The 23,046-nt window shown below is 51.3% G+C and carries 19 protein-coding genes; 9 read left to right on the plus strand and 10 right to left on the minus strand.

Annotation, left to right across the window (positions count from 1 at the left end; all coding sequences use genetic code 11):
• Positions 1-44: 44 nt before the first annotated feature.
• Together ACXIT9_RS01920 and ACXIT9_RS01925 are read right to left on the minus strand one after the other, a co-directional pair.
• The gene (locus tag ACXIT9_RS01920; protein WP_458054555.1) at positions 45-695 is read right to left on the minus strand and encodes an alpha-ketoglutarate-dependent dioxygenase AlkB family protein; all 651 of its coding nucleotides are present in this window, start codon (positions 693-695) and stop codon (positions 45-47) included.
• 108 nt (positions 696-803) lie between these two features.
• Positions 804-2,552 carry a SulP family inorganic anion transporter gene (locus ACXIT9_RS01925; RefSeq protein WP_458054556.1) on the minus strand — a complete coding sequence of 583 codons (1,749 nt, stop codon included), beginning with the start codon at positions 2,550-2,552 and terminating at the stop codon, positions 804-806.
• Positions 2,553-2,908: 356 nt separating this feature from the next.
• Between ACXIT9_RS01925 and ACXIT9_RS01930 the strand changes: the two genes are divergently transcribed.
• The 4 genes from ACXIT9_RS01930 (at position 2,909) to ACXIT9_RS01945 (ending at position 8,467) form a co-directional block, all read left to right on the plus strand.
• Entirely contained in the window at positions 2,909-4,981 is a 2,073-nt protein-coding gene (locus ACXIT9_RS01930) for a M3 family metallopeptidase (protein ID WP_458054557.1), read from the plus strand.
• Positions 4,982-5,137: 156 nt separating this feature from the next.
• Positions 5,138-6,151: a cation diffusion facilitator family transporter gene (locus ACXIT9_RS01935; RefSeq protein ID WP_458054558.1), complete on the plus strand. Its 1,014-nt coding sequence runs from the start codon at positions 5,138-5,140 to the stop codon at positions 6,149-6,151.
• An 85-nt stretch (positions 6,152-6,236) separates the two neighbouring features.
• Positions 6,237-7,391 (plus strand): AI-2E family transporter, encoded by a 1,155-nt coding sequence (locus tag ACXIT9_RS01940; RefSeq protein ID WP_458054559.1) that lies wholly within the window; start codon positions 6,237-6,239, stop codon positions 7,389-7,391.
• A 38-nt stretch (positions 7,392-7,429) separates the two neighbouring features.
• The gene (locus ACXIT9_RS01945) at positions 7,430-8,467 is read left to right on the plus strand and encodes a tetratricopeptide repeat protein (RefSeq protein ID WP_458054560.1); all 1,038 of its coding nucleotides are present in this window, start codon (positions 7,430-7,432) and stop codon (positions 8,465-8,467) included.
• A 37-nt stretch (positions 8,468-8,504) separates the two neighbouring features.
• Here ACXIT9_RS01945 and ACXIT9_RS01950 read toward each other — a convergent pair whose 3' ends face one another.
• Positions 8,505-9,749: an ROK family transcriptional regulator gene (locus ACXIT9_RS01950; protein ID WP_458054561.1), complete on the minus strand. Its 1,245-nt coding sequence runs from the start codon at positions 9,747-9,749 to the stop codon at positions 8,505-8,507.
• A 123-nt stretch (positions 9,750-9,872) separates the two neighbouring features.
• Here ACXIT9_RS01950 and ACXIT9_RS01955 point away from each other — a divergent pair, with 123 nt between their 5' ends.
• Complete coding sequence (locus ACXIT9_RS01955; RefSeq protein WP_458054562.1) at positions 9,873-10,400, plus strand: phosphoheptose isomerase; 528 nt, start codon at positions 9,873-9,875, stop codon at positions 10,398-10,400.
• 116 nt (positions 10,401-10,516) lie between these two features.
• Here ACXIT9_RS01955 and ACXIT9_RS01960 read toward each other — a convergent pair whose 3' ends face one another.
• From ACXIT9_RS01960 to ACXIT9_RS01990, 7 genes are all read right to left on the minus strand, one after another.
• Positions 10,517-12,160 carry a DUF6600 domain-containing protein gene (locus tag ACXIT9_RS01960; RefSeq protein WP_458054563.1) on the minus strand — a complete coding sequence of 548 codons (1,644 nt, stop codon included), beginning with the start codon at positions 12,158-12,160 and terminating at the stop codon, positions 10,517-10,519.
• Positions 12,161-12,489: 329 nt separating this feature from the next.
• Positions 12,490-12,666, minus strand: a complete 177-nt coding sequence (locus ACXIT9_RS01965; protein ID WP_458054564.1) for a Lacal_2735 family protein — start codon at positions 12,664-12,666, stop codon at positions 12,490-12,492.
• A 138-nt stretch (positions 12,667-12,804) separates the two neighbouring features.
• The gene (locus ACXIT9_RS01970) at positions 12,805-14,358 is read right to left on the minus strand and encodes a toxin-antitoxin system YwqK family antitoxin (RefSeq protein WP_458054594.1); all 1,554 of its coding nucleotides are present in this window, start codon (positions 14,356-14,358) and stop codon (positions 12,805-12,807) included.
• A 235-nt stretch (positions 14,359-14,593) separates the two neighbouring features.
• Positions 14,594-15,592, minus strand: coding sequence for a 3-oxoacyl-ACP synthase III family protein (locus tag ACXIT9_RS01975; protein ID WP_458054565.1), 999 nt, complete (start codon positions 15,590-15,592; stop codon positions 14,594-14,596).
• 79 nt (positions 15,593-15,671) lie between these two features.
• Positions 15,672-16,577, minus strand: coding sequence for an MBL fold metallo-hydrolase (locus ACXIT9_RS01980; protein WP_458054566.1), 906 nt, complete (start codon positions 16,575-16,577; stop codon positions 15,672-15,674).
• Between the two features lie 4 nt (positions 16,578-16,581).
• Complete coding sequence (locus ACXIT9_RS01985; protein WP_458054567.1) at positions 16,582-17,280, minus strand: SOS response-associated peptidase; 699 nt, start codon at positions 17,278-17,280, stop codon at positions 16,582-16,584.
• Positions 17,281-17,309: 29 nt separating this feature from the next.
• On the minus strand, positions 17,310-18,278 hold the full coding sequence (locus ACXIT9_RS01990; protein WP_458054568.1) for a YheT family hydrolase: 969 nt from the start codon (positions 18,276-18,278) through the stop codon (positions 17,310-17,312).
• A 118-nt stretch (positions 18,279-18,396) separates the two neighbouring features.
• Here ACXIT9_RS01990 and ACXIT9_RS01995 point away from each other — a divergent pair, with 118 nt between their 5' ends.
• The 4 genes from ACXIT9_RS01995 to ACXIT9_RS02010 all read left to right on the plus strand — a co-directional run bounded on the left by ACXIT9_RS01995 (position 18,397) and on the right by ACXIT9_RS02010 (position 22,984).
• Positions 18,397-20,109, plus strand: a complete 1,713-nt coding sequence (locus tag ACXIT9_RS01995; RefSeq protein ID WP_458054569.1) for a pyruvate dehydrogenase complex dihydrolipoamide acetyltransferase — start codon at positions 18,397-18,399, stop codon at positions 20,107-20,109.
• Between the two features lie 70 nt (positions 20,110-20,179).
• Positions 20,180-20,722, plus strand: a complete 543-nt coding sequence (hslV, locus tag ACXIT9_RS02000) for an ATP-dependent protease subunit HslV (RefSeq protein ID WP_458054570.1) — start codon at positions 20,180-20,182, stop codon at positions 20,720-20,722.
• 247 nt (positions 20,723-20,969) lie between these two features.
• Complete coding sequence (locus ACXIT9_RS02005) at positions 20,970-21,638, plus strand: TetR family transcriptional regulator C-terminal domain-containing protein (protein WP_458054571.1); 669 nt, start codon at positions 20,970-20,972, stop codon at positions 21,636-21,638.
• Positions 21,639-21,643: 5 nt separating this feature from the next.
• Complete coding sequence (locus ACXIT9_RS02010; protein ID WP_458054572.1) at positions 21,644-22,984, plus strand: ABC1 kinase family protein; 1,341 nt, start codon at positions 21,644-21,646, stop codon at positions 22,982-22,984.
• Positions 22,985-23,046 lie beyond the last annotated feature (62 nt).

A 23,046-nucleotide genomic window follows, 5' to 3' on the forward strand; every position in this document is an offset into this window, starting at 1 on the left:
CATGGCCTCATTTATCCCAAAGCCCTGAATGCCCGCTCGAGCGCTCAGGGCTTTGGGGTGTATAGGTGCCGGAAGGTGAGGTTGATTCGTGGTTGCACGGGCTTTTTGGTTTTAGGCACCTGATGCTCCCAGAACTGCTGCATTTCCCCTTGCATCAAGAGTAGGCTCCCAGCGACCAGGGGCAGCACCCGCTTTTTTTCTCCTATCAGGGCGGCGGGGAGCTCCTTACCCTTTGGCCGGTACGGCCGCACCTGAAAATCCCGCTGTCCACCAAAGCTTAGGGAGGCGATGGTAGGTCGTGGGCCAAGTACTTTTTCGTTATCCCGATGCCAGCCCATGCTGTCTGCCCCATCCCGGTACCAGTTGCAAAGGCAATGGGTAAACGTTTCTCCGGCAGCTTGCTCCACCCGACGTAAAAGCGGCAGAAGGCCTTCCGGCCAATTTTGGACCTCCATCTGAATGCCGGAGTACCCATACGGCACACGTGGATCCCCAAGCAAGGCTGTTAGGCGAGGCTGCATGACCGGCTTACCAAAGAGCATAATGGGCTCCTGCACCCAACGCAATTCTGATTCCAATAGGGCTTGATAGTGCTGCGTCTCCTGTGGGGAGAGAAAATCCTGCTGGTAGTACATCTGGCCGTGGGCGGGAAGTAGATTCGAAGCGGCGGCGGAAGAAAAAAGAGATGCATGCATGAAGCTATAACCACAGCAGGGAGCCTGAAGTTAGGCCAGTGGCCAAAAAAAAACCGGCGCTTGGCGGCAACCGGTCTTCTGTTTTCAGTAACAAGATTTCTCCCGAACTTAATTCTCATTCGTCTGCATGGCGTACACTTTCCAGTTTTCGGCATCGGCATGGTTATGTGTAACGAGTGCATCTACTGCGCTGGCATTATCAAGGAAGATATAGTTGACCCCGATCGTATCTAGCAGACCCCATCGGTTCATCACATCGCGGACGGGGCCTTTGATGGCGGTCATGCTGACTTCTATGCCAGCAGCGCGCCAGGTTTTAATCCACTCGTCGAGCTCATGGGCTCCCGTGCTGTCGATGCTGGTGACCGACTCCATGTTGAGAACTACGGCTTTCACTTTGCCGCCCTTAGCGGCCAGCCAAGACTCCATCGTATCATGAATGTAAGTGACATTCGCAAAGTAAATCGGGCCATCGATACGGACGATGAGCAGATCTTCACGCTCTTCTAAGTTCTTAAAACGCTTGATATTTCGGAAAATCGCGGTCCCAGGAATGCGTCCCAGCTGGGCCATGTGTGGACGGGTAGCGCGGTAAATCACTACAAGTAAGGAGAGCACCATGCCGGAGATAATCCCCACTTCGATCCCTAGGGTCAGCGTCACCACGAAGGTGAGTACGAGCATAGAAAAGTCTACTTTATCCTTTTTCCACAGGTGCTGTGGTTCTTTAAAATCCACCAGACCTGAAACGGCTACCAAAACCACGGCTGCTAGGATGGAGCTGGGCAGGTAATAAAATAAGCTAGTGAAAAAGAGTAGCGTCAGCACGATGAGCACGGCTGAGATGATGGAGGCCATCGTCGTTTTCGCGCCAGCATCGTTGTTTACCGCTGTTCTAGAGAAGCCCCCCGTTACTGGATACCCTTTAAAGAAAGCGGCACCGAAGTTGGCCATCCCTAAGGCGATTAATTCTTGGTTCGCATCCAGTCGATACGTCTTATGCTTCGCCTGAATGGTTTTCGCTACGGCAAAGCTCTCCGCAAAACCTACCAGGGAGATGGTCAGGGCGATCGGAAAAAGCATGCTCCAGGTGTTGCCATCAACATACGGCAGGGACAGGGTGGGCAAGCCAGAAGGGACATCGCCTACGATGCGTACGCCCTGCTCGGTCAGGTTAAAGCCATATACGAGGAGAATACCTACCACTACAGCGACCAGGGGTGCAGGAAAGGCCTTATGGATTTTTTTCCCATATTTAATGATGATAATTCCTAAAACACCTATTCCAAAAGTAATCCAGTGGATATCTCCGATGTTTTGGACCAGGGCCACTAAAATCTCCTGCACATGCTCCGTGTTGGGGAGCTGGATGCGGAAGAGGTGTTTGATTTGGCTGAGGCCAATGATGATAGCCGCTGCTGAGGTAAAGCCATTAATGACGGGGTGGGAAAGGAAGTTCACCACAAATCCCAGCTTAAGGGCACCCATGCCGAACTGAATGAGCCCAACCAAGAAGGCGAGCGTCAAGGCATAGCCGAGGTATTCCGCTGGTGAGCTGGCATTAAGCCCGCCGATACCTGCTGCGGTCAGAAGTGAGACCATCGCCACCGGACCGACGGCTAACTGCCGGGAGGTACCGAAAATCGCATACAGTAAAAGTGGAACGGTAACGGCATAAAGGCCGTGGATGGGTTCCAAGCCTGCGAGCATGGCGTAGGCCATGCCCTGAGGAATCAGCATGATCCCTACGGTAAGACCGGCACTGAGATCTCCGGAGAGATCATCACGCTTGTAGCGTGGAAGCCACTCTGTGATGGGGAGGTAGCGGTTGAGTTTTTGTGCAAAGCCAGATTTCATCGGTATTTTTTATCTTAATAGGTGCAAAGGATTGGGGAGTCGCCTAGGGTGACTCTTGAGTAACAAATTGTGCAACAAATGTCCATAAACTAGATGAAAATTTTTGTGATTTTTGTTACATGTGTAGGGAAAGACTTCCTTTTTTTCCCTCTGTTTTTGCTTTGCACTAAGTCTTTGCTGCTGTGCAGCTTAACGGAAAGATACAAAGAGAGCTCCCGTTTTCCTACGGTATACGGAAAAAGCTTTGCTAAAGAGGAGAACCTTGTGTGCTTTTTCTGGCTTTTAGAAGGAGGATAGAAATTTCTATCTTTGTACAGGAGCTCTTTCGGCTCCAACATATGAACCAAATGGATGCTATGACGACAATTTCCACCCATAACCCTTTACTTCAAGCCTTCACGGCACCGCATGAAACGGCGCCCTTCGATCAGATCCGACCGGAGCATTTTCTGGAAGCAATCCAGGAGGGCATACGTACTGCCAAAGCTGAAATCGAGCAGATTAAGGCCGTTAAAAAGCCTGATTTCCAACATACGATCGTGGCCTTGGATGCTGCTGGACGCGGGCTGGAGCGTACTTCAGCGATTTTTCACAACCTGAATGCAGCCGAAACGAACGAGGAGCTGCAGGCGCTGGCGCAGGAAATCGCTCCCTTGCTGAGTGCTTACAGCAATGATATATTACTGGATGCTGAACTTTTCGCGCAGGTAGCCGCGGTCTATGAAAATCCTCCCGCCGACCTGGATGAGGAGAGCCAGACACTGCTGGAAAAAACCTATAAAAGTTTCGTTCGCAACGGTGCGCGCCTAAACGACGATCAGAAGGAGCGTCTGCGCGAAATCGACCGGGCCCTTTCCACCTTAGGCCTCCGCTTCGGCGAGCACGTGTTGAAGGAGACGAATGCGTACGTGCTTTGGCTGGAAGCCCATGAGCTGGATGGCCTTCCTGACTTTATGGTGGAGGCCGCCGCGCAGGCTGCCGAGGAGAGAGGCCGCCCCGAGGCCTATGCCATTACCTTAGCCATGCCCAGCTACCTGCCCTTTATGACCTATTCCGAAAATCGGGAGCGGCGGAAGGAGCTTTTTTATGCCTATAATACGAAAGCAGCGAAGGGCGATGCCCTGGATAACAAGGCCCTCATTCAGGAGATCTTGGCCCTGCGTCAGGAGCGCGCTCAGCTTTTAGGCTATGCCACCTATGCCGACTTCGTGTTAGAGGAGCGCATGGCGCAAAGTCCCGATGCTGTCCTTCAGTTCTTGGAGGAGTTACTGGAGCGTGCTTTGCCGAAGGCAAAAGAAGAAATGGCCACGCTGGAAGCTTTCGCTAAGGCAACAGCAGGCATCGACCGGCTGGAGAAGTGGGATTTTGCCTTTTTCGCTGAAAAGCTGAAGAAAAAAGAATACGCCATCGACGATGCTTTGCTGAAGCCTTACTTTTCGCTCGAGCGCGTCGTGGAAGGAGTTTTTGAGACAGCGGGCAAGTTGTTCGGTCTTCGTTTTCAGGAGCAGCCGGCTATTCCGGTGTATCATCCTGAGGTGAAGGCCTATGAGGTGTTCGATGCTAGCGGCCGCTTTATGGCGGTGCTTTATGCGGACTTTTTTCCCCGTGCGGGCAAGCGAAATGGCGCTTGGATGACCGTGTACAAGGGGCAGTACCGGGAAGGCGGGCAGGACAGCCGTCCGCATATTTCGATTGTCTGCAACTTCACCAAGCCGACGAAGAGCAAGCCCTCCCTGCTCACCTTTCAGGAAGTGACGACGCTTTTCCATGAGTTCGGCCATGCCCTGCATGGTATGCTGGCGGACACGCGCTACGGCTCCCTTTCGGGCACCAGTGTGTTCTGGGATTTCGTGGAACTTCCTTCGCAGTTACTTGAAAACTGGTGTTATGAGAAGGAGTGCTTGGATCTTTTCGCGCGCCATTATGAGACGGGCGAAGCGATTCCGGCCGACTTAATCGACAAAATCCGTGCGGCGGCGAATTTCCATCAGGGCTACCAGACTGTTCGGCAGGTTAGCTTCGGCTTATTAGACATGGCCTATCATCAGCGAGATGCGGCCAGTATCCGGGATGTGGCAGCCTTCGAGCGGGAGCTTATGCAGCAGACCGCGCTACTTCCTGAGACGCCCGGCACGCTGATGTCCACAGCATTCTCGCATATCTTTCAGGGCGGCTACGCGGCGGGCTATTATAGTTATAAGTGGGCAGAGGTGCTGGATGCGGATGCCTTCGGGTATTTCGAGGAGAAGGGTATTTTCTCTGCAGAGGTGGCCGGCGCCTTCCAGCGCCATATTTTGGCAGCGGGTGGCAGCGCGCATCCGGCGAAGCTCTACGAAAGATTTCGCGGTCGAGGTCCAGAGCTTAACGCCCTGCTGAAACGTTCGGGGCTCCTGGACGAGGAGACGAGCGATACGCAAGCAGACGCTTAACCATACCCAAGTAAGCGGGAGCTCCACGCGCGGTGTGGCTCCCGCTTTTTGCTTCCGGAGGCGATTTTTCCATTCTGAAAGGAAGAAAATAAACGTCCATGCACTATTCCGAAAAATTGGCCGTACTTTTACCCTCCCAAAACTTCTACTTGCCCCGTGCCTCAATCGAAAACGCTTTGGATACGTCTGTCTTTTGCTGTTAGCATTATTTTGCTGATCTTTAAGTTCTATGCCTTTTACATCACCAAGTCCACGGCCATTTTAACGGATGCCCTGGAAAGTATTGTGAACGTGGTATCGGCGGCTTTTGCCAGTTACAGCATCTACCTCAGCTCCCTGCCCCGTGATGAAAATCACCCCTATGGTCACGGCAAGGTGGAGTTTTTTAGTGCCGGTGTGGAGGGCGTTTTGATCATGCTGGCGGGCATCTTTATTCTGTATCAGGCGGTTTACAACCTATTCTTTCCCGAAGACCTGGAAAATCTTTTGGAGGGGATGCTGCTGATCGGCTTCTCGGGATTGGTAAATGGGGCCTTGGGCTTTGCGCTTCAGCGCAAAGGAAAAGCCTTAAACAGCATCACTTTAGAGGCCAGTGGCAAGCATCTGCTCGTGGATACACTCACCTCGGTGCTGCTACTGCTCGGCATCGGGCTTATCCTGCTGACAGGATTTCAATTTTTAGACTCGGTGATCGCCATTCTTTTCTCCATTTATATTGGCTACAGCGGTTATGGCCTTGTGCGTCGCTCGGTCGGGGGGCTGATGGACGAGGCGGATGCGGAGGCGGTGACTTCCACCGCGGCGATCCTTCAGGAAAAGCGCCGCTCGCTCTGGATCGATATTCATAATATGCGCGTGCAGCAGTATGGCGGCGATAAACATATCGATCTGCACCTGACCCTACCCTATTACCTGAACCTGGAGCAGGTACATGAGGAGGTGGAGCAGGTGGAACAGGTCTTGGAGACGCACTGGCCGGGCATCACGGAGGTGTTCATACATGCCGACCCCTGCCTGCCGGAAAAATGTTGCCACTACTGCCAGGTGGCGGCCTGTGCGGCGCGCAAGCATCCCGCCAGCACCTCGATTACTTGGTCGCCTCAAAACATGGTCAAAAACCAGAAGCATTATCATGAGCTCAGCGAAAAAGACCTTCCAGGTGTCCGCTAGCCATCTCGTAAAAGGAGTTTTGGCATATTTTTCGTAAATTTAACCATGAGCGATCTTGCTCCGCATTTTTCTAATCACATCGTACATGTCTAAAACCCCTACGCTACGTCTTCCGGGCTACCTGCGTGCCCTAAGTGTCTTACTGCTCATCGGGCTGATCATCACCCTCATGCAAGTGGGAAAAGGAGTTCTCATTCCGCTGTTTTTGGGGGGAATCATCGCCGTACTTTTCACGCCTCCTGTGGAGTGGATGGTGCGCAAGGGCCTTGGCGAACTCAGTGCCTGCCTGATCGCACTGGTGGCTGGAATTCTCAGCATCCTGGGGCTACTGGCCTTCGTGATCTTGCAGGTGGCGAACTTCGGTAAGGACCTGGAAGATGTGGAAGATCGGCTGCTGGGCTACGTGGAAGACATCGAGCAACTGTTGAAAACGAATTTTGAAGTAGAAATCGGGCTTTTGGAGCGCGTGGAGGACATCAACTTGATCCAATACGTCCAAAACAACTCTGCGAATTTATTGGAATTTCTCTTGGGTACGCTTGGGTCCTTGACGACGGCGATCTTATTGCCCATTTTCATCTTTTTCCTTTTGGTTTACCGGCATCACCTGACCGACTTTATCGTCGAATTTTATAAAGAGATCGAAGAGGAAAAAGTACGTGCTGAGATTAAAAAGCTGCGCAAAGTCGTGCAGGCTTACATGGTGGGGGTCTTAAAGGTGATGGCCATTTTAGCCGTGCTAAACACCGCGGTGCTCTTCGGCCTGGGGATCAAGCATGCCATCTTTTTCGGAATCTTCGCCGGCATTTTAAACATTATTCCTTTTTTAGGGCCTTTTCTCGGCGCCATCTTGCCCACGATTTTTGCCTTCTTGACGAAAGATAGCCTGCTGTATCCGCTGGGCGTGGTGATCGCCTTCCAGATCATTCAGCTGCTAGAGAGCAACTTTCTTACGCCGAAGATCGTTGGCAGTAATGTAAATTTAAATGCATTCATCACCTTTATAGCGCTTTTAGTGGGGGCAGCGATCTGGGGGGTCGTCGGCATGATCATCGTGATACCTGCCCTTGCGGTGCTGAAAAAAATCTTTGAGCTCAGTCCGGACACCCAAGCCATCGCCCTACTTTTAGGGGAGGAAAGGGCGAAGGATTTACCAGAGGATGCTCCTCAGCGGAAGACAGGAGCTTCCCGATCGGATTCTCCTGAACAAGCAGCGGCAGACCGAACAGAAAAGGCGTAAAAAAAGGGACAGGTGCGCTATCCGTAAGCTAGAAAGTAATGAAAAGAATAGAGACTCTTTTCTTTGGGGCGGCCGCCCCAAAGCACAGGCAAAAGCAACAGGCATCTGATAAGGGGCCCACTTCCGGGCATGTTATGCTGCCCGCCGGATTAGGCAAGGTACTGCTGGCCGTTTTGGTGTTCTTTTTTTTGGCTGCTTGTAACCAGCAGGAGGATAAAAAAGGACGGTTTTTACTAAAAGGCAACGAGAAATTAAAAGAAAATGACCTGCGAAAGGCGATAGAATTTTATACGGAGGCCCTGGCGATCGACCCTGAATATCGGGATGCCCTATATAATCGGGCGCTGGCACTGGAGCGTTTACGGCGCTTCGATGAGGCGATTTACGATTATGGGGTCATTTTAAGTGCTAATGACCAGGATTACGAGGTCTGGTTCTTACGCGGGCTGGCTCACTTGGATAATGGAGAGAATTACAAGGCCCTAGAAGATGCGCGCGCCCTACTGCGGGAGGAGAGTGAGGCTTGGAAGGGCTACTTTCTACGCGGCATGGCGCAGGAAGCACTAGGAGATTATCCGGAAGCTCTAACCAGCTTTAAGGCGGCACGTGAGCGCGTACCCGAAAATGCGGATATTGTCGTGAACGAGGCTACCATCCACTATTACCTCGGCGAATATGGACAGGCGCTGGACTTGCTGCAAGAAGCGGAGGCTTTGGCCCCGGAGGAGGCCAATATCTACAATCTGCGTGGCATGATCGCCTTCGAACAGGAAGACTATGCCACCGCCTTAAAAGAAGTGGAGCGCGCGATCCAGTTGAACAGCGACCAGGCGTATTTTTATAATAATCGCGGGCTGTACCGCTTGTTTACCGGGGAGCAGGAGGCTGGGCTTTCGGACATCAACCTGAGCTTGCGCCAGAATCCACGCAATATTTTTGCTTGGCGAAACAAGGGTATGTACTATTACATGCAGGGCGATAAAATCAGTGCGCTGAAGTATTTAGGCGATGCGCTGGAGCGCAATCCGGAGCTACCGATGGCGCGGGAGTACTACGAAAAGGCACAAGCGCTTTAGGGGCAGGCGGAGGCAAAAGGCTTCGGCCTTTAGGGGACTAAAACCCTGCGGGCACGATTGGGTTAAAGAGTTTCTCCTGTGCGGCTGCCACAGCGCCTAGAGGCCCCACAGCATCCCCAAATTTCCCTGGCACAAGCTGCACACCTTGCTTAGAAATCGGCATGCTGTAGATATTTAAGGCCTGCTGGATGGGGGTAAACAGGTAATCTCCTGCTTCAGATAGCACACCGCCAACGATAATTTTTTCAGGATTCAGGAGTTGGATTAGAATGGCGATCCCTTTTCCGAGGTCTAAGCCGATTTGGCTGAGAATGCGGATGGTACGCTGATCCCCTGCCCGGGCGGCCTCCACGATGGAGGCAGGCTCTAGAAAATGCCCATTTCGGGCGGAAATTTTCGCTAAAATCGATTCAGGATCATGCTTCACGGCTTCTTCTGCCATGCGCACGGCAGCCGTTCCGCTGGCCACTGCCTCCAGACAACCTTTTTTGCCGCAGGCGCAGTTGACCTCACTCGAATCAAATAGTGGAGCATGACTAAACTCCCCTGCGAAGCCTTTAAAGCCGTGGTACACCTTACCATCCACGACGATGCCGATGCCGATCCCCCAGCCGACAAAAATGCCGAGGACATGGGCGGCAGTATTCGGCTGAAAGTGGTACTCCGCCAGGGTCATGGCGCGGGCGTCGTTTTCGAGGTAGACCGGAAGTCCGATGCGTGCTTCCAAAAATTCGGTTAGCGGTTCCTCGGAAAAATTCAGGTAGGTATAGTTTTTTCCTGCAGCAGCATCGATAAGCCCGGGCATGGAAAGACCTGCTGCGATGACGCGATTTTCAGGTAAGGCCTGATCGGCCAAAAACTGTTTGATTTCCCCTACCAGCTGCATGGCGGTTTCTCGTTCATCGTCCAACTTCAGCACAAACTGCTGGGTGGGGCTCACCGCCTCACGTGCCGTATTAAAGAGGGTGAGGCGCACACGGAATTTGGTGATCGCGATGGAAAGGATGTAAAAAGTATCCGGCAGAAGCTGGTAGAGCTCTGCCTTTCTTCCGCCGCTGGATTTCGCAAAACCCTCCTTGCGCACGATATTATCCTCGATAAGCTGCTGCATGAGGGTATGTGTGGTGGGCAGGCTGGTGCCCAGGAAGCGGCTGATTTCATTAACGGTGTGCTGCTGATTTCGAAAAAGCGCTTTGATGATGCGCAACTTAAAAATGTAGTTTTTTTGGTCTACACCACCATTTCTAAACGCTTCTTCTGAAGTCGGCGCAAATAGATTCATACCTAACGGGTTCTTGTTAAAGTGGAACTAAGATATAAAATTTTCCAACAAACCTTGGGCAGCTTCCCTAATATTTTTACTTTTGCTACTGATACAAGTTGTTTTTTTTATTAATCCTAATGTATGGAGTTTCATGTACAAACGGATCTGGCGCTGGATAAAGCGGCGCTAGAGGCCGAAGTCGCTGCTCAGATCGGCGCGGAAAATTTTTCTATCGTGGAGCGCGATTTTAGTCGGCCCTGGGGTGGTTTTTTTGTTTTGGATGAGCGCGATATTCGGCGTTTTCATGCCCGCTTTTTTGCGGAGCTTGCGCTTAGCGAAGAGCAGTTTGCTGAAAAGTTAAGTCCTAAAATTCTCTGTGTGGCACCTGGAAAGCGCTTGTCGTGGCAGTACCATCATCGACGTGCAGAGGTGTGGAAGCTGGTGGCAGGTCAGGGCGCCATCGTGCGTAGTGCAGATGATGCGGAGGGTCCAGAGGAGGATTTAGCACTTGGAAAATATGTATCCTTAGACCAAGGGGAACGGCATCGCCTCGTGGGGAAACCAGAGGGATGGGGGATCGTAGCAGAAATTTGGATGCATACCGACCCTGAAAACCCCTCTGATGAATCAGATATCGTGCGGGTTACAGATGATTTTAAGCGCTCCTAACGGGATAAGTTCAGGTGCGTGTCGCCACTATTTCGCTCAGGGTGTCCAAGCGCTCCACTGAAAAAAGGCCTATTGTTCGTAATAACAATAGGCCTTTTTACTTTTAGGCTACAGGATTAGTTTCCTCCACCACGTGAGCTTCGGGAGGAGCTTCCGCTACTGCGGCTAGAAGTACCGCTACTCCGGGAAGAGCTCCCACTGCTCCGGTTTACTGTGCCGCTACTCCGGGAAGAACTCCCACTGCTCCGGTTTACTGTACCGCTACTCCGAGAGGAGTTTCCACTGCTCCGGTTTACCGTGCCGCTACTCCGGGAAGAACTCCCACTGCTACGGTTTACCGTGCCGCTACTCCGGGAAGAGCTCCCACTGCTCCGGTTTACAGTGCCGCTACTCCGGGAAGAGCTCCCACTGCTCCGGTTTACCGTACCGCTACTCCGGGAAGAGCTCCCACTGCTCCGGTTTACCGTACCACTACTCCGGGAAGAGCTCCCGCTGCTGCGGTTTACCGTACCACTACTCCGGGAAGAGCTCCCGCTGCTGCGGTTTACCGTACCACTACTCCGGGAAGAGCTCCCGCTGCTGCGGTTTACCGTGCCGCTACTCCGGGAAGAGCTCCCGCTGCTGCGATTTACCGTGCCGCCAGAATTACGCTGCTGCGCCGGAGGTGCTGCCTGCTGCTGGCGTCCCTGCCGCGCTGGAGGAGCGGCCTGCTGGCGACTTCTCTGCTCCGCTGGAGGCGCGGCTTGCTGCTGACCTCGAGCATTTCGCTGCTGCTGTATTTGTTGCTGCTCACGGGCTCGCTGGCGACTGGTAGGCGCTGCACTTTGCGTGCCTCCCTGGGTTTCATTATATACCGCATCGCGCTGTGCCGCCCGTCCGCTTGCGGGAGCTGCTGCCTCACGTCGCGCATTGCTGTTTCTATCTGAGCTGCCACCGGCTAAAGCGGCATTTGGGGCACTTTGTCTCGGCTGCTGACGGCTGCGGAACTCCTCCCGGCTCACCGCTTGACTCGGTCGGGCGGCTGCCCCCCCACGGGTTGTCGTTAAGTTGGGACGATACACCTCTAGGGCATTGTTACCCACTCGCGTTTGCCCTGCTCTTCTAGCCTGACGTACCTGATAGACCGGCACATTTTGATTCGTCGCCTGGCGTATCTCCCGACGGGTAGGGCCAGAGAAGAAAGTAGCATTATTATACACGGTGGTATGATTGATAATCGTGGTCTGCTGATAGATATGCACTACCTGCGTAGGCTCGATAAAGTGGCGATGGAAGTTGCGATGGTAGAACCTTCTGCGTGGCACAAATACCCAGTGGTTGGTGGGAATCCCTGTGAACACAGTAACATTCAATCCCGGGCCTAAAGGAGCCCAACCGAAATGTCCGCCCCCTTGCCTCCAAGACACCCAGGCGGGTGCCCACTCATAGCCAGGGACCCAGGCCCAGCCATAGAAATCATCCCAGAACCAGCGTCCATAATGGAAAGGCGCCCAGCCCCAAGGGTACTGCGATACCCAGGTATTACCAAATTCGGTCATGGCCCAATACCCATTCGTTACGTAAGGCTGAAAATTCCCCCTTACATTTGGGATCCAGATATACCCATGTGTAGGATCTATAACCCAGTCCCCATAGGGACTTAATTCCTGATAAAACACTTGAAAATTTACGGCAACAGCCTGTCTTGCTTCAGACTGAAGGATTACTCCCATTCCTAATCCCAAAATAAGGAGTAAGCGTATGACGATCTGCTTTTTCATATTTGCTTGGTTTAGGTCTTTGTCTTATTACACGCGAATAAAGTATTTTTGTTTCGTAAGAATCACCAAAAATAGAATTATTATCTGATTTTTTAACTTAAAACATTATTAAAATTTTGAAAAATGATTTCAAAAAAAGCTTAAAGGATACAGGGCAAATACACTGCCAGAACTTCTTTTTTCCCATTCCTATAAAGCCAAAGAAGAAAAATATTTCCCTACACGCCCATAGACAACTATTCGTCAAAAGAACTAAAACACAAAAAGCAGGCTGGAGCCTGCTTTAGCATGTATACTTGGTGATCACGAATAGGGTCAACAGCAGGGGCTTAGCCGAGGTCCTTTTTCAAGGCATCAATTTTTTTCGCCACTTCTTCGGCCTCTGCCATCAACTTGTCCGCGGCGGTGCGGTCACTATGGGACATTTTGTGGGCTTTTTCCAACAGTCCCTTATATTCCTCCTGTAATTTTTCGATGGGGGTCTTTTTCTTGAATAATCCGAACATATCGCTATTTTCTTTCAAAAACCCCCTCAGATGCTGAATTGTTCGCCCTACCGGATAATAAATGAGCAATAAAAAAACGCTGCCTCACAGACACGTTTGTGAGGCAGCGTTCCTTATCTTTTTACTATTCCGAAAGCCTTAAAAACGTTGGAAATTGATTTCAGGCTCAGGCTCTTGCTCGGGTACCAGTTCATCGTTATCGAAAACCAGTACTTCTTGCAGGCGGCCATTGATGTTAAAGTAGCGCCACTGTCCCTGCTTCTTGCCCTCGATCATCTCTCCCTCGGAAGCCTTACGTCCATTTTCATGGTAGTAAATCCAAGGGCCGGTAGCACGACCGTCGCTGTAAGTCCCTTCCGACTCCTTACGCCCGTCGATGTAGTAGGTGATGCGTATTCCATTTCCATCCTGCAGAGATCCCTTATCCCAGGTTTTACTACCATCCAGACTAAAATAGTCTCCTACATTCATCAAGCGGCCGTTTGACCAAAATTCTTCTTGCGTCAGTTGTTTGTTGTCGTAAAACAAACCCCAAGTGCCATGCTCATTTCCGAGTCGATAACTGCCAATGCTCTTCAGCTGCCCACCGTCATAATAATAGACCCACTGTCCATTTTCTGAGCCCAAGAGGTATTCCCCTTCCGCCACCAGTATCCCTATGCGGTTAAAGTATTTCCAGTTGCCAGTTTTCACGTTATTTCGATACTCCCCGATGCTGTAGAGCTGGCCTTCCGGATGAAAATTACGCCACAAGCCTGTCCGCATACCCGATTCGCTAAATTCTCCCGTTACGGAGGGATTTCCATTCGCGTGGAACTCCTCATAGGGGCCTACAGGCACGCCCAACACATAGGTTTTGCGTTTGGAAAGCGTACGATCCGGGTAGAATTCCTCCCAAGTTCCGACAGGAATATCATTTTCATAGCGTTCCACACGCGCCACTCGGCGATTTTCGTAATAATAGGTCCAAGTGCCGGAGCGGTTGCCACGCGCATCGTAAGAAGTCTCAGAAGCCACCCGTTTCGTTCCAGGGAAATAAGTCACCCAGTCCCCGACCTTTCTGCCCATGTTATATTCGCCTTCCTCTTCGATGACATTCGCAAACGAGAAACGTTTAAAAGGACCGTGAGGCTCTCCCCCTTTGTACATCACTTCCGCCACCAGAAAACCATCCGGGTGGTACTCCATATAGGGACCTTCCTGTACACCCTCTTTAAAGGTCTGCACCATGCCGAGCTGACCGAAGTAGAAGTAGGTCATCCAGCGTCCGTCTTTTTTTCCGTTTACATACTGGCCTTCCTCCTTCACCTGGCCCGGATCTACGAAGCTAGGCACATTTTCTCTGCCGAAAAAAGACTTGTAAGGACCTACTAAGACACTGTCCTCGTAAATTTTTTGCTCAATAAGGGCACCAGACTGATCGAAAGCAGCGAAAGGACCATTTAAAACCCCATTGCGATAGTTGGCCTCAACTGCTTTTTGCCCACTGGGGTGGAAAGCCTGCGCTGCACCCTCACGTTTCCCGTTCAGAAAATTAGCTGTCTGCAGCAGTCTGCCCGTTTTCGGGTCTTCAAAACGCCAAAGCCCCTGCATACTTCCCTGTGCGATAACACCGGAAGCTTTTAAGCTGCTGTCCGCGCTGTAGATGGTCTGTACGGCGGCATCCCGCTGCTGCCCGAAGGTGTGTAACATACCCCCGAAGTAGCAAAAGCTAACGAAGAGAGCAAAAAGACTGGGACTGATTCGAAATTTCATGGTGTATAATGTTATTTAGACCGAGTACCACCAGCAGGGTGCTGGAGCAAAAGGCCTAACAGAAAAACAGTTTTCTCTCTATTTACCTGATAATATTACGCATTTTATTTGGTAATGTTATTGATTTCTCATCCTTTGGCCCGAGGGCCAAAAAGCAGGCTCCCAAACGCTGTTACCAGCGCAAGAGTGCGGAGGCCCACGCAAAACCACTGCCAAAAGCGGCCAGGCACACCAGATCTCCTTCTTTCAGGCGCCCCTGCTCCCAGGCTTCACTCAGGGCGATCGGAATCGTGCCTGCGGTGGTGTTGCCGACATACATGATATTATTAAATACCTTTTCCTCAGGCAAACCCATTTTTTGTTGGATATAGTTGCTAATACGGAGATTGGCTTGATGGGGCACGAGCAGGTCGATGTCAGCAGGCTGCATCTTATTGGCCTCCAAGGCCTCCAGAATCACCTCTTGGAAGCGAACGACAGCATGCTTGAAGACGGCATTGCCATTCATGCGCAGAAAGTGGCTTCCGGTCTCCAGCAGGGCGGCCGACAAGCGGTCTTCTCGGCTGCTGCCCGGGTCTTTGCAGTAGAGCTCTTCTGCGTAATTTCCATCGGCATGTAGGTGGGTACTTAAGATATGGGGCTGATCGTCGTCCACGGCACTGAGGATGGCCGCGCCGGCACCGTCGGCGAAGATTACCGCACTGGAGCGCCCTTCATCGCTTTTATCTAGGGCAGAGGACTGAATTTCCGCGCCTACTACCAAGATATTTTTATACATACCGGTGCGAATAAACTGGTCTGCTACTGAGAGGGCATAGATAAAGCCGGAGCAGGCATTGCGTATGTCTAGGGCTCCGATCCCTTCCATACCGAGCTCACGCTGCAGGAGCACCCCATTTCCGGGCAAGAAGTAATCCGGGGTGATGGTAGCGAAGACGATAAAATCAATATCTTTTGGGCTGAGGCCCGCCCGCTCCAGCGCCATCTTGGTGGCCTCCACAGACATGCTCGTCACCGTATCCTTCCCAGGCGTAAACCAGCGGCGGGATTCGATGCCGGTGCGCTCCACGATCCATTCATTATTCGTGTTCATGAGCGTGGATAGGTACTCGTTCGTTATTACTCTTTCGGGCAGATAATGGCCTACGCCGCGTATTCTGGCTCTTTTCATGGTAGGATAAGCGTTTTTATTTGGGTTTATATGAAAACGGAACTTGGGGTCCGCTGTTCAGGATTTTCTTGGTTTGGGGCTACAAAATACGGCCACTTGCCTTTAATTTCCAAAAACGAAGCAGGCCGGCCACGGACATCCAGCTGGGGTTCGCATACTGATATACCTGGATAAGTGCATCTGAGCATCCTTTTTCGCGCAGCTGTCCCTCGGTGTAAGCCATAAAGGCGGGGGTAATTTCTGCCGGATTACTGCCCGCATCGAAATGGGGTTTCATCCAGCCGGCCCAGTCGTCTAGGATCGCCTCCAGTGCTTCCAGGTGTGCATCTACCGAGCGGATTTCTCCGTAATGGGTGAGCATCAGGCGTGTCGGGCGCTCCTCCCGGAGCAAAGCGATCGACGCTTTCCAGTCGGGAATGTGAATATCGGGCGGTGGACAGGGGGGCACCACTGGGCCCTCTTGGATTTTTACGCCAGCCACATCGCCCGTGAAGATGCAGTCTCCAAGCACATAGGCCACATGGTGGACGGCATGGCCGGGAGTGTGTAAGGCCTTTAGGCTGAGCCCTCCGATCTGAAGGACTTCTTGATGGCCTACGGGGTAGAGTGCCTCTTCGGAGATCGGTTCCATGCTGCCCCATAAGCGTTCCATATCCGCGCCATAAATCTGCGCTGCCGAGTTCCAGAGTTTTTCTGGGGAGGCCAGATGCGGCAGTCCGATGGGGTGCACGTAGACTTTGGCCCCGCGGGCCGCCCACTTCCAGGCTGCTCCTGCATGGTCAAAATGAATGTGCGTGAGCAGCACATGGCGCACCTCTGCTGGTTCAAAACCTTTTTCGCGGATGGCAGCCTCTAACTGTTCGAAAGTGCTTTCAGGTCCTGACTCGATAAGCAGGAGCCCATCCTCGGGAGTTTCCACTAAAAAAGAGGCTATCGCTTCGGCGGCCTCCTGGAATTTCAAGTCTAAAAGGTGTATATCATGCATATTTTTATCCAAATAAGGTATAGTTTCCAAACTGATCCATCGGGTCGGTGCGGCGAATCATGGCGGGGTGGTCCTGCCCTGCATGGTTCACGAGGGGCGATACCGGATAGCTCAGCATGCGCTCTGCGGCAAAGGGCTTTAACAGGCTCTGGAGGGTTTCTGCTGAGCTTAAAGGGTCTAACCAGCGCTTTTGGGCCTCGCGATCCAAGATAACCGGCATGCGGTCATGTACCTCTTCCACCAGCACATTCGGGCTACTGGTAATGATAAGAAAAGTATGACGTGGCTCCCCAGCGGTAGTTTCGTATTCCTCCCAGATGCCTGCAAAAGCAAAAAGCCCTCCATCCTCCAAGGTGAACCGATAGGGGATTTTCGTTTTCTTTCCCACACGCTTCCATTCGTAAAAGCCGTCGGCAGGAATGATACAGCGGCGTTTTTGGAAGCCTTTACGAAAGGATATCTTTTCGTGCACAGTCTCCCCGCGGGCATTGATAAGCTTTTCGGCTACGGGCTTGTTTTTAGCAAAATCCGGTGTGATGCCCCAGTAAAAAAAGGAGAAGCCCCGCTGCTGGGCACCTGTGATCAGGGGTAAAAGCTGTGTGGGGGCGGCATTATAGCGCGGCTGAAAAGGGGCCAGCATTTCCGCTTGAAAATACTTTTCGAGCTCCTCTTTACTTTTTGAAAGCGTATATCTACCGCACATGATGGTTCCTTTTTTTTGAATCCCAAAATTTACGCAATGCCTTCCATAAATTCAACTACTCTTCGCTCCGACCAGTAAGTTTCTGCACGATCTTTCGGGGTAAAGCCTACATGGCCCCCTTTTTCGGGAAACTCGAAATGGAGGTAATCGGATTTTTTGCCTAGGGCAAAGGGAAAGCAGCTGGGGCTGAGGAAAGGGTCGTTTTGGGCATTTAACAGAAGGGTAGGCACCCGGATGTCAGGCATGAACTGCAGTGCGGCGCATTGCCGGTAGTAGTCGGCGGCGCCTGAGAAGCCATGTAGGGGGGCGGTGATCCGGTCGTCAAACTCAGCCAGGCTGCGGATGTTCGCCACCCCTCCTTTAGGAAGTATCTCTGGGAAGCGCTGTGCTTTTAGAACGACCTTTTCCTTAAGGGTTTTTAAAAACCGCCTGGTATACAAGATATTATCCTTTTCAGCGAGCCTTCGGGAGGCATCCGCCAGATGAATGGGCACGGAGAGGGCTGCCACGCCTTTGATTTTGCCGTAGGCAGTTCCCAATTCACCGACATATTTTAGCGTAAGGTTTCCTCCTAGGCTAAACCCCACGAGGTAAATTTCCTCATATTCGCTACTAGCGAATTTTACCACTTGGTTTAAGTCTTCCGTAGCTCCGGAGTGGTAAAAGCGCGGCAGGAGGTTGGGCTCCCCGGAGCAGCCGCGATAATTCCAGGAAAGCACATCGAAACCTTTAAAAAAGAAGGATTTTGCCATTCCTGTCATGTAGGGTCTTTTACTATTTCCTTCTAAACCATGGCTAAGAATGAGAATTTTTTTGCTATTTTTGTGACGCAAGCGGTCGAGATCTAAAAAATCCGCATCTGGCGTAAAAATTCGCTCCCGAACAAAGGGTAAGGGATGGGGTTTACGGAAGAGTGCAGGATAGATCGTCTGCAGGTGACCATTAAAGAGCCAGCTGGGTGCTTGGTAGGTAGAAGCTGAAGGAGAGAAAGTGGGCATGAAGGAGGGAGATAGGCTTCAGGTACTGTAACGTAGGCGAATTTACGGCGTTTAAATTTGATTAGAGTAAGCAAACAACTATTTTTGAATACTTCTTTAGAAAAGAACTCATAAAGATATGGCAGAAATCATACGCATGCCGAAGATGTCGGACACCATGGAAGAGGGTGTTATCGCGGCTTGGCTTAAGAAAGTTGGTGATGAAGTAAAGCCGGGAGATATTCTCGCGGAGGTAGAAACAGATAAAGCGACGATGGAGCTGGAGTCCTACGATGAGGGCATCCTGCTGCATATCGGTGTAGAGGAGAAAAACGCTGTTCCCGTGAATGGGGTCATCGCCATTATCGGTGAAAAGGGCGAAGATATAGCGGATCTACTTCAGGACTTGGAGAATGGTGGCGACGGTGAGTCAAGCCAGGAGAAAGAAAAAGAGCATCAAAAAGAGGCTTCTGCTACTGAGGCGAAGGATAAGGATGAGGATACGGAGTCGGAAAGCGATCCCGATGCGGAAGAGGTAGATACTGCTGACATCGCAGCCACTGTTATCACCATGCCGAAGATGTCAGATACGATGGAAGAAGGCACGATCGCTTCGTGGTTGAAACAAGTGGGCGATGAGGTCAAGTCTGGTGATATCCTCGCGGAAGTAGAAACCGATAAAGCGACGATGGAGCTGGAATCGTACGAAGATGGAGTGCTGCTGCATATCGGTGTGGAAGCCGGCGAGGCTGTTCCCATCGATGGCGTGATCGCTGTCATCGGAGAAAAAGGAGCAGATTTCGAAAAGCTACTGCGCGCCCAAGGCAAAAAAAATACACCGAAGAAAGAGGCTAGCGCTTCCGCTCCTACGAAAGAGGGTGCAGCTGCAGAAAGCCCTAAGCAAGAAGAAGCGCCGAAGGAAGCACCCAAAGCAAGTCAAGCGGATAGTTCCTCCGACAACAGTGCTCAAAACGGTCGCTTGAAGGCTTCCCCTCTAGCGAAACGTTTGGCAGAGGAGAAGGGTATCAACATTCGTGAGGTGAAAGGTTCCGGCGAAGGCGGACGTATCATCAAGCGGGACGTGGAAAACTTCACGCCAAAAGCAGCTCCAGCAGCCCCTGAGGCCGCAGCGAGCAGTACCGGAGCTGCCACTACACCGGCTATCGGGAAGGAGTCTTATTCCGAAGAGAAGGTGTCGCAGATGCGTAAAACCATTGCCAAGCGTCTGGCAGAGAGTAAGTTCACCGCTCCTCATTTCTACTTGACCATGGAAATCAACATGGACAAGGCGATCGCGGCACGCAAGAGCATGAACGAGATTTCTCCGGTGAAGCTTTCCTTTAACGATATGGTCATCAAGGCCGCTGCGGCAGCTTTGCGCAAGCATCCGAAGGTAAATTCCTCCTGGTTAGGCGATAAAATTCGCTATAACGACCACATCCATATCGGTATGGCCGTAGCTGTGGAAGAGGGTCTTTTGGTTCCTGTGATCCGTTTTGCGGATGCCAAATCGCTGTCTCAGATTTCTGAAGAGGCGAAAAGCTTAGGGGCGAAGGCCAAAAACAAGGAGTTACAGCCGAAAGACTGGGAAGGCAATACCTTCACCATTTCGAATCTCGGCATGTTCGGCATCGAAGAGTTTACGGCGATCATTAATCCGCCGGATGCCTGTATCATGGCTGTGGGCGGCATTAAGGAGACGGTTATCGTTAAAGATGGACAGATGCAGATCGGAAACATCATGAAGGTCACCTTATCCTGCGACCACCGTGTGGTGGATGGCGCTGTGGGCTCTGCGTTCTTACAGACTTTCAAACAATTACTGGAGGATCCGGTTAGAATTTTGGTTTAATTGTATGCTTTCTTTGAAGAAGTCCTGCAGGGTGTAGGACTTCTTCTACTTTTACAGAAAATAGACGAATATGGTAACGATAAAAGCGACGACAGTCGTAGCGATCAAGCATGCGGGGCGTGTGGTGGTCGGAGCCGATGGGCAAGCGACGATGGGCAATACTGTCGCCAAGAGTAGTGTGAATAAGGTGCGTACGCTCCTAGGGGGGAAGGTAGTTACGGGTTTTGCAGGCTCTACAGCCGATGCCTTTACGCTGCTGGAGAAGTTTGAGGCCAAGTTAGCTGAACACAACCAGCAGATGAAGCGGGCGGCAGTGGAGCTGGCCAAAGAATGGCGCATGGATCGGATGCTGAGCCGCTTGGAGGCAATGATGATCGTGGCAGATGCGGAGGATGTGCTCATCATTTCCGGCACAGGAGATGTGATCGAGCCGGATATGGGCATCGCGACGATCGGCTCTGGGAGCATGTATGCACAGGCTGCCGCAAGGGCGCTGATGAAGTTTGCTCCCCAGCTGAGTGCTGAAGAGATGGTGCGCGAATCGCTGACAGTAGCGGCGGATATTTGTATTTACACGAATCACAACTTTGTCCTGCAGGAGGTCAAGCCCTAAAGTATTTATTCCCCAAATAAATGGGACAACGTGGCTTTCAGCCAAAAAAAAGCGTTTCGGAGTATACTGAGGCGCTTTTTTTCTGTCGGAGACTTTGCGCGGAGCGCGCCAAAGGAAAAACTAGGGAGGAGGCATCGGCAGGGGAGCATGCATGGAGAAAGAAAAAGCAGTTCTAGCGCTATTTCGCTATGAAATCCTAAACTTAAGCGGTGCTTTGGCTGTTAAATGCATAGTAAGTTAATGAATTATGGAGAATACGACAGCACAGCAGCCGTCCACTGTGGACCCAAGAACGGCCATACTAAATGGTTTTGTACACCATGTTTTAGAAGAAGGAAAGGAACCTGCCTCTATGTTTAAGTTTGCCAAGAGCTTGGGCATGCAGGAAGCGGACATCTATACCTATTTTACTTCCTTTGCAGCGATTAAGTCGGCTGTTTGGGTTTCCCTTTTCGATGCCACCCTTCAGCAGTTAGAAACTCAAGAGGTGTATGCGACTTATAGTGCGCGCGAGAAGCTTTTAGGCTTTTTATTTACCATTATCGAGGAGTGGAAAAAAAATCGCTCCTACTTATTAAGTTTATACGGACATGACCCGAAGGCCTTAAAGCAGCAGTTTCCGGAGGAGGTGAAAGTGTTTAAAGATAAATTCAGAGACTTCGCTAACGAGTTGATTCTAGAAGGAAAGGAAACGGAGGAGATCGCAAGTCGCCCGGTGATTTCGGATCGCTATGCAGATGCCATGTGGTTTCAGTTATGGTTCGTATTCCGATTTTGGATCAAGGACACGAGTCCGGGCTTCGAGAAGACGGACGCTGCGATCGAAAAGTCTGTCAACTTGGCTTTTGACCTGATGGGAAAAAGTGCGGTGGACACGTTCATTGATTTTGTGAAATTTATGTATCAATCTAAATAAACGCCATGAGTAATAAGGTGCAAGAACAGGAAAGCATTCCGGTTTCGAAGGTGCAGCGTGCTGCCAAGTTTATTCGAACGGGTGCGAAGGTGGGCGGAAACTACGTGAAGCACTATGCGAAAAAGGTGGTCAATCCCTCTTTATCTAAGGAGGAGCTGCACAGCAGCAATGCCACCGACATTTATGCTTCACTCAGTGAGCTGAAGGGTTCGGCCCTGAAAGTGGCGCAGATGATGTCCATGGATAAAAACTTGTTACCGAGGGCTTATCAGGACAAGTTTACGATGGCGCAGTACAGTGCCCCTCCCCTATCGTACCCTTTGGTCGTCAAGACCTTCCAAAAATACTTCGGCAAAACGCCGGAGACCATGTACGACACCTTTACCAAGTCGGCGGTAAATGCAGCTTCCATCGGCCAGGTGCATCAGGCGACCAAGGAGGGCAAGAAGCTGGCGGTAAAAATTCAATACCCGGGGGTGGCTGATTCGGTATCCTCTGACCTGAAACTGGTACGCCCCTTCGCCTTACGTCTGCTAAACATGAATGAAAAGGAGCTGGACCACTACATGGAAGAGGTGGAGGAAAAGCTACTCGAAGAGACGGATTATAAGCTGGAAGTGGAGCGCTCTCTGGAAATTTCTGCGGCCTGCGGTGACATCCCGAACGTGGCTTTTCCTGGCTATTATAAGGAGCTCAGCAGTGAGCGCATCATCACCATGGACTGGATCGACGGGCAGCATATTAAAGAGTGGCTGGAAACGAACCCTAGTCAGGAGGAGAAAAATAAAATCGGCCAGGCGCTTTGGGACTTCTATCACCATCAGGTGCATAACCTGCTTCAGGTGCATGCGGATCCGCATCCGGGCAACTTCATCGTGCAGCACGATGGCAAGCTAGCCATCATCGATTTCGGTTGTGTCAAGGTCATTCCCGAGGACTTTTACAAGGGGTATTTCTCTTTGATCAAGAAGGACTTGCTTATGCGTGAGGAGGAGTTGGACGAAATTTTCTATGGCCTGGAATTTATCTCCGATAAAGATACGCCGACAGAGAAAGCCTATTTCAAGGGAGTCTTTAAGGAGATGATTCGCCTGCTCGGCAAGCCTTTCCATGTGGACAGCTTTGATTTCGCGAACGACGCCTATTTCGAGGAGATTTTCCAGCTGGGCGACAAAATTTCAAATGATAAGATGTTTAAAAAATCGCGACAAGCGCGTGGCAGCCGGCATGGATTGTACATCAACAGAACGTATTTTGGGATTTACAACCTACTCAACCAGCTGCAAGCACATGTGGTGACCACGAAGCCAAAGTGGTTAGAGGCTACGCCTACGGCATCGGAATAATCGAAATAGGTAGCCCCTTTGGCCCTGCGCCTTACACGCAAAAGCAGCTCGGATCAAATTCG

The sequence above is a fragment of the Nitritalea sp. genome (assembly GCF_054166705.1).